Annotated in this window: 7 protein-coding genes; 5 read left to right on the top strand and 2 right to left on the bottom strand. The window is 55.3% G+C overall.

What is annotated here, in order from left to right:
* The 5 genes from HMPREF2935_RS02685 to HMPREF2935_RS13150 form a co-directional block, all read left to right on the top strand.
* Positions 1-357, top strand: a 357-nt coding sequence (locus tag HMPREF2935_RS02685; protein ID WP_141756011.1) for a carbohydrate ABC transporter permease, incomplete at its 5' end; no start/stop codon positions are given.
* 64 nt (positions 358-421) lie between these two features.
* Positions 422-1,744 carry an ABC transporter substrate-binding protein gene (locus HMPREF2935_RS02690; RefSeq protein ID WP_070432406.1) on the top strand — a complete coding sequence of 441 codons (1,323 nt, stop codon included), beginning with the start codon at positions 422-424 and terminating at the stop codon, positions 1,742-1,744.
* Between the two features lie 44 nt (positions 1,745-1,788).
* Entirely contained in the window at positions 1,789-2,868 is a 1,080-nt protein-coding gene (locus HMPREF2935_RS02695; protein WP_070731890.1) for an ABC transporter ATP-binding protein, read from the top strand.
* A gap of 435 nt (positions 2,869-3,303) precedes the next feature.
* On the top strand, positions 3,304-3,510 hold the full coding sequence (locus HMPREF2935_RS02700; RefSeq protein ID WP_061920915.1) for a hypothetical protein: 207 nt from the start codon (positions 3,304-3,306) through the stop codon (positions 3,508-3,510).
* 298 nt (positions 3,511-3,808) lie between these two features.
* Positions 3,809-3,952: a hypothetical protein gene (locus HMPREF2935_RS13150; protein WP_168166284.1), complete on the top strand. Its 144-nt coding sequence runs from the start codon at positions 3,809-3,811 to the stop codon at positions 3,950-3,952.
* Positions 3,953-3,967: 15 nt separating this feature from the next.
* Here the strand turns inward: HMPREF2935_RS13150 and HMPREF2935_RS02705 are convergent, their stop codons facing one another.
* Positions 3,968-5,209, bottom strand: a complete 1,242-nt coding sequence (locus tag HMPREF2935_RS02705) for a M20 family metallo-hydrolase (protein WP_070731892.1) — start codon at positions 5,207-5,209, stop codon at positions 3,968-3,970.
* Between the two features lie 51 nt (positions 5,210-5,260).
* Positions 5,261-6,329: amidohydrolase (locus HMPREF2935_RS02710; RefSeq protein WP_070732133.1), on the bottom strand; the 1,069-nt coding region annotated here is incomplete at its 5' end.

Below are 6,329 nucleotides of genomic sequence, written 5' to 3' on the forward strand. Positions count from 1 at the left end.
CACTTCTTATCGCTGCCCTTTGAACTGGTTGAGGCCGCAAGAATGGACGGCGCTGGACCTATTCGCCTGCTGACAAAGGTCTTGCTTCCGATCTCTTGGCCAACGTTGACAGCCTTCGCAGTGATCACCATCGTCAACGAATGGAACCAATACCTGTGGCCATTCTTGATGTCCGATACTGCCGACGTCGCGCCGCTACAGGTGGGACTAACCATGCTGCAAAACAACGACGGCGTCACCAACTGGGGTCCAGTTATGGCCGCCACCATCCTCACCATCATTCCGATTCTCATCATCTTCCTGGCCCTTCAGAAATACATGATCAAGGGCCTTACCACTGGTGCCGTCAAGGGATAGCCGCAGATGGTTACCTCAACCACGCTCGCCGTTTAGTCTTTCTATTTCTACAAGGAGTTAATTCATGGACCGCCGTTCATTCCTCTCTGTTCTTGCACTGAGCACCGCCTCGGTTTCTCTGACTGCCTGCGCAGGCACTTCCTCCACTGACCCACAGGCTAAGAAGAATTCCTCTGGTTCCGGGGAAGTCACCGAGCTGACCTGGTGGTCCAACCACCCGGGTTCCTCGAAGGACATCGAGACCGAGATCATCTCCCGCTTCGAAAAAGAAAACCCGGACATCAAAATCAACCTGATTGATGCCGGCAAGAACTACGAAGAAGCAGCCCAAAAGTTTAACGCGGCACTGACCGGCAGCGACCTTCCCGACATCGTGGTTCTCTCCGATGTCTGGTGGTACAACTTCGCTATCAACGGTCAGATCGCGAACGTCGACGAGCTCGCCAAGGAAGCAAACGTCGACCTTTCCTCCTACGTGCAGCCACTGTATGAGGACTACGCCTACGACGGCGGCCACTTTGCACTTCCATTTGCCCGCTCTACTCCGCTCTTCTACTACAACAAGGACGCATGGAAGAAGGCTGGTCTACCTGACCGCGGACCAAAGTCTTGGGACGAGATGGATAAGTGGGCTACAAAGCTCGCGGATGCAAACCCCGATATGCAAGCCTTTGGCTGGGGCGATGCTGTTGACTACCTGGGTTGGATCTTCCAGGGGCCGCTGTGGTCCAAGGGCGGCGCATACTCCGATGAATGGGAGCTCAAGTTCACTGATCCCAAGACCATCGAAGCCGTCGAGTGGCTGAAGAAGGTCACCGATGAAAAAGAAGGCTACTCCTACGTGGGCAACGATATGGCGATGGAATTTTCCACCGGCCGCGCCGCTGCCACGGTGCTGTCCACCGGTGATCTCAGCGGCATCACCGAAAACGCCAAGTTCGACTTGGGCACCGCGTTCCTGCCTAACCCAAACGGCGATGGTGCTTGCCCAACCGGCGGAGCTGGTCTGGCTATCCCAGCCGGCATCGACAAGAATCGCCAAATCGCAGCGATCAAGTTCATCGACTTTGTAACCAACGACCAAAACACTTCCTACTGGTCGCAGAACGTCGGTTACATGCCCGTGCGCAAGACTGCAATGGAACTGGATGAGCAAAAGAAGTTCATGGAAGAAAACCCGAACTTCAAGACTGCTATTGAACAGCTACCGGATACCCGTCCACAGGATTACGCACGTGTATTCCTCCCCGGCGCCGATCAGGAAATCGGCGGTGCCTTCGAGAAGATCGTTACCAACCGCGATGACGTCAAGAAGACCCTAACCGATCTGGAAAAGACACTGCAGTCTATCTACGACAACCAGGTCAAGCCGGTCATCAAGAAGTAATTCATCTCGCCGCCCCGTCTTCGTACCTGAACTGAGAGGAAACCATGGCAACTGTCACTTTTGATGGTGTCTCGCGGATTTATTCCAAGGACGCCGAACGCCCCGCTGTCGATTCGCTCAACCTCGACATCGCCGACGGCGAGTTCCTTGTGCTCGTCGGACCGTCTGGTTGCGGAAAGTCAACGAGTCTTCGCATGCTCGCTGGACTGGAGCCAACCGATTCCGGCTCCATCCGCATCGACGGCAGGGACGTCACGGGCGTTAGCCCATCCGATCGTGATGTTGCCATGGTCTTCCAGAACTACGCCCTCTACCCCAACATGACCGTTGCCCAGAACATGAGCTTCGCCTTGGAAAACCGGAAGATGGACAAAGCCCTCATCAAGGAGCGCGTTCAGGAAGCGGCGAAGATCCTGCAGATGGAAGACCTACTCGACCGCAAACCTGCAAACTTGTCGGGCGGCCAACGCCAACGCGTAGCGATGGGGCGCGCTATTGTGCGCGAACCGGCGGTGTTCTGCATGGACGAACCACTGTCTAACCTCGATGCCAAGCTGCGCGTATCTACCCGTGCGCAGATTTCCGAATTACAGCGACGCCTCGGTACCACGACGGTTTATGTCACCCATGACCAGACAGAGGCTATGACCATGGGCGACCGCGTGGCGGTACTAAATGCGGGTGTTCTGCAACAAGTAGCACCAACTCGGGAAATTTATGACCGTCCCGCTAATACCTTCGTCGCGGGATTCATCGGATCGCCTGCAATGAACCTCTATGACATCAACGCTTCCGTTCTGCGCCGCTGGGGTTTCGAGCAAGCGCCAGAAGGTCCACTTACGGTGGGCATTCGCCCTGAAGATTGGAAGCAGAGTTCTGAAGGCGAAGGCGGCGTAAAGTTTGTCATTCACCATGTTGAGGAACTTGGCCACGAGTCTTACCTCTACGGCGATCTCACTGGCGAGGACGGCACGGTGTTTAGCTCCACTACTCGTCTGGGTGGCAATACCGGTGTGCTCGTGGAACCGCGCAGCCATCAAAGCATCGGCGAAACCATCTGGCTGAAGCCAAATACCTCGAACGTGCATATCTTCGACCGCGAAAGCGGCAACCGCATCAACTAATGGGCAAGGACTAGAGGCAAACGGCAAGCTTCCATAAACCGCCAGTGATTGCACAGGCAGTCCCAGCGACCTAACAGCCACACATCATTGCTGTGCCAGCCGCATGCCTCATACTTTTGTTGTGCGTTTGAGAGAGCGCATGAGAGAGATAGAGAGAACCCCTCAGCTTCCGGAGGGCAGCCTTGGCTGATAATCGGAGGCGTTTAGAGAGAGAGACAGCGATAGCGCCCAGAGCCTTTTCGAAGGACTGGGCGCTTTCGTTGTGCAAAATCTAGCGGTATACAAACCTACTATTTTTTCACAGCGCTCTTGTGCCGGTTTCTGAGTTTTGAGGGCGCATCATTAGCGTGTGTGTTTGAGAGAACGCGCAAAGAGAGAGATAGAGAACAGTGCGGTACCAGCTTCCTCGAGGCTGGATACCGCACTTTCTGCTCTATGGCCAGCTTCTGCAATGCAACTACTTCCCCTTGGAAAGATGGTGAGGAATTCGCCATCATCTTCGGCGATTCCTTCACCGGCGATAGCTTTGGACAGGACGAGTGGGTCAGCCCAGTGGGAATGATCGCCCGCGTAGAAAACGGCGAAGTCGTGATGGCTCATCCGCTCAACGAGGGCGATGACGTCGAGCAACTCGTAAAATAGCGGCACACGGACAACCTCACGCTGCTGCCAAGCAACGTCGTCAATATCGACGTAACGCTTTACATGCAGGCCATGTGGAACACAGCCCCGACGGCTATATCTACATGGTATACAGCGGCTTCCAGCGTAATGCGGATGTATATCTCACCCGATTAAGGCCAAGCGACATCGGCAATCGCGCCACTTAGCAGCATCACGACAACGGCAGCTGGGGCGAAAGCTACTTCCCGATTCTGGATCAGAAGGTTCGCGCTGTCGAGATGTCGCTGCGCTTTATCCAGGCCACTGAGTTCTTAGCATGTTCAACGCGCAGACCACCTCAATTGAGGTTCGCGTATCCCGCGAAATTACTGCCGATTGGAATGCTATAAAACCGGCAACCGTTGTAATCGCGGGCCGTGGCGGCTGGCAAGCCGAACAGGTCTCGCCGCTGGACAAGTAAATCGCGCTAGGCGTTTTAAGTCAGCGCGCCCTCAACCAGGCGCGCTGCCACGTGGGTAAATACATCAAGACCTGCAACGCAGTCTTCATCCTTGGTGTATTCCGCCTCATTGTGGGAAACGCCATCAACGCTGGGGATAAAGAGCATGACGGTCGGTACGTGCTCCTTCATATTCGTCGAGTCGTGCCCAGCCACGGTGAAAATCTCCTGGTGAGAATAGCCCAGCTCTTCAACCACTTCACGCGCAAGTTCCACACCGGTCTCTGGATACGGGTTGAGTGCCCACTCATGGGTAGCGTTCAGCTCAACACGGGTGCGGGACTCTTCTTCCGCTGCCGCAATAATCTCCCGAACGCGCTTCTGCGCGGTCTCCAGCGTCTCGCTATTCGGCGAGCGTAGGTCAATATTGAAGCGCACCTCACGGGCAATGGTCACCGGCGAGTTTGGTTCCAAGGTCAACTGGGACACTGATGCCTGAAGCTCAAACTCTGGGAACTCTCGCGTTAAACGCTGCACTTCGGCAATGATGAGCGAGGCGCCAAACAGCGCATCACGACGATCCGCCATCATGGTGGAACCGGTATGTCCCTGCTCACCGTGCACTACCGCCTGGAACTTCTTCGCGCCCCAGGTCGCGGTCACCAGGCCGATGGTGTTGCCAGCAGCCTCCAAACCTTTGCCCTGTTCAACATGGATTTCGCCATAGGAAACCACCTTCGGGGCCTGCTCCACCGGGGTCCACTTCGCTTCCTCAAAAGCCTCTGCCACGGTGGTTCCTGCAAGATCCGTCGATTCCAGCGCCTTTCCCAGCGGCATAACTCCGGTGAACACGGAGCTGCCCATCATCGACGGAGAAAAACGCGAGCCTTCCTCGTTAAACCAGTTGATTACGGCCAGGTTATAGCGCGGCGAAATCTTCTCCTCTTCCGCAAGGCGGGCCACCCGGTTTGCCGCATGCGCTGCCGCCAGCACGCCGTATGCACCGTCATAGCGCCCGGCCAAAGGCTGTGAATCGAGGTGCGAACCCAGGCCGACAAAAGGCGCGTCCGGAACGAACTCGAAGAGACCGTACTGATTGCCAATCTCGTCGTAGTGCACGCGCGCACCCATCGATTCCAACACCTGCGCAAACCACGCACGATTAACGCGGTCGCCTTCGCTCGCAGCCTGCCTTTCGACGCCGCCTCCCGCAGTCGCGCCATTGGCTGACATCTCGCGGAAGTCCGCCAGGTACTGTTCATCAGTTGTTGCTCGCATTATGTATTCCTTTCCGAGTTAATTCGCAATGTGTATTAGATTTTTTGGGTTTTAGAAGCTTCCGTAGCGAAGTTCGCCACCGACCACAGTCGCCAGAATTTCTATCTCAGATAGCGCTTCCACTTGTGTTTCCAGTGGGTTCGAGCCCAACAGAACGAAATCCGCGAGCTGCCCGGGCTTTATTTGTCCCTTTCGGCCTGCCCAGCCTGTAGCTGCCGCTGAACCCGCGGTATACGCGTAAAGAGCTTCAGATACGGTGATCTTGTCTGCAGGCCCATATTCATTGCCCGCAGCAGTAATTCTTTGCGCGAAAGCTTGCATGACTTCGAGTGGGATACCACGCGTCACCGGTTGATCTGAACTACCAGGCAGAGTCATTCCGGCATCAAGGAGACGCTTAGCTGGATAAGCCAGCTCTACACGCTTGGCACCGAGTTTCTGCGCCATTGCATCACCGAATTCTTTAATGAAATACGGCTGTGGGACCAGAACTACAGGCAGCTTCGCCAAGCGATCAATCTGTTCTGCTCTAACAACGCCTCCATGTTCGATTCGGTGCGGAATCTTGGGTGCCCCGTGCACACGAATGGCTTCTTCGAGCGTTTCAATCGCGAAGTCAACCGCAGCATCACCGATTGCGTGTAAAGCGAGTGACCATCCGGCGCCCGCTGCCATTAAGGCATTACGCTTGATTAGCTCCGGGTCGCCTTGAAAATAGCCTGAATGCTGGCAGCACTCATAATTTTCCGTCATCGCAGCCGTAGTCCCAAGCAGGGAGCCGTCCGTAAAAATCTTGGTGGGGCCAATTTGCAACCATTCGTTACCGAGCCCGCTTCGGATGCCGGCGTCGATACCCCAACCTATGCCATCAGTTTGATGCCCATCGAGTTCGTGGAGAACATCCATGGTCACCATTACCTGCGTACGGACTTGTAAATCAGCAGCTTGGTAAGCCGCAATCTCGCGAGGGCTATGTCCAATCCATCCGCCCGCTACACCAGCATCAGTAACTGACGTAATTCCTCGTTCGAGGTAAACTTGGTGCGCTCGTTCCAATGCACTTGAAATCTCAGTTTGAGATTCAGGCAAAAGCACCTGCTGAATCGGGCGCATCGCATTT

The organism is Corynebacterium sp. HMSC076D02, from assembly GCF_001813815.1.
Lineage (GTDB): Bacteria > Actinomycetota > Actinomycetes > Mycobacteriales > Mycobacteriaceae > Corynebacterium > Corynebacterium simulans.

Coding starts and splice junctions, on each gene's coding strand:
- HMPREF2935_RS02690 (WP_070432406.1), top strand. CDS start 422: ATGGACCGCCGTTCATTCCTCTCTGTTCTTGCACTGAGCACCGCCTCG.
- HMPREF2935_RS02695 (WP_070731890.1), top strand. CDS start 1,789: ATGGCAACTGTCACTTTTGATGGTGTCTCGCGGATTTATTCCAAGGAC.
- HMPREF2935_RS02700 (WP_061920915.1), top strand. CDS start 3,304: ATGGCCAGCTTCTGCAATGCAACTACTTCCCCTTGGAAAGATGGTGAG.
- HMPREF2935_RS13150 (WP_168166284.1), top strand. CDS start 3,809: ATGTTCAACGCGCAGACCACCTCAATTGAGGTTCGCGTATCCCGCGAA.
- HMPREF2935_RS02705 (WP_070731892.1), bottom strand. CDS start 5,209: ATGCGAGCAACAACTGATGAACAGTACCTGGCGGACTTCCGCGAGATG.